Raw genomic sequence first — 911 nt, 5'->3', positions numbered from 1 at the left:
GGCCGGGGCCCCAGCCGCTGTCCTCTTGGGGGCCGAAATCGCCTGGCAGGGCGGAGGTGATCTCTGGCCCGTCGCAGCGACCCTGCGGCAGGGCGACCAGCGCTTCGGCCATGCGGGCCAGTGACAGCCGGGCGACGGCGATCTTTGCGCCGCCCGCCGCGCGGCTCAGCGCATCCAGCACCGCCGCTGCCATCATGTATCCGGTGGCATGGTCGAGCGCCTGCACCGGCAAGGGCGTTGGCTTGTCTGCCCCGGCCCAGTCCCGGCCTGCATCGGCAAGGCCCGCGCTCATCTGCACCAGGCTGTCAAAACCACGCCGCCCGGCCCAGGGCCCGGTCCAGCCATAGGCATCCAGCGTAACCTCGACCCGGTTTGGTGCAATTGCATCGCGGGTGGCCAGATCCAGCCCCAGATCCTCCAGCGCGCCGGGGCGATAGCCATGCACCAGCACATCCGCCTGCGCCAGCAGCTGCCGCACCCGCGCCTGTCCGGCGGGGCTGCGCAGGTCCAGCGCGGCCATATGCTTGCCGAGCGCCACATCCTGCAACACGCCCGGTTCGTCCCATCCCGGCGGGTCGATGCGCAGCACATCGGCGCCGAACCCGGCCAGCGTGCGGGTGCTGACGGGACCGGCCAGCACCCGCGTCAGGTCGAGCACCCGCAACCCGGCCAAGGGGCGCGAGAGGCTGGCGGCGGGGCGCGGGCGCAGCACCACGCGGCGGGGCTTCACCCAGTCGATCAACGGCTCCTGCGCGACGGCGGCCCCCTGCGGATGGGCCAGCCATTCGGCCCGGCTGCGCAGAGCGGCCGCGACGCCGCCGGCCGCGACCACCGCCTGTTCCAGCGCATCACCGGACCAGCGGGCCACGGCGGCGGTCACCGCCTCCCGCGCGCCGCCCCAGCCCAGCACC

Annotated in this window: 1 protein-coding gene; it reads right to left on the bottom strand. The window is 74.2% G+C overall.

Going from position 1 to position 911, the window contains the following annotated elements:
* Positions 1-911: CoA transferase (locus TRIHO_RS07155; RefSeq protein ID WP_068241683.1), on the bottom strand; the 911-nt coding region annotated here is incomplete at both ends.

The sequence above is a fragment of the Tritonibacter horizontis genome, assembly GCF_001518015.1.
Taxonomy (GTDB): Bacteria; Pseudomonadota; Alphaproteobacteria; order Rhodobacterales; family Rhodobacteraceae; genus Epibacterium; species Epibacterium horizontis.
Note: the sequence above shows the minus strand (reverse complement) of the source record. Positions and strands in the feature narration are given on the sequence as shown.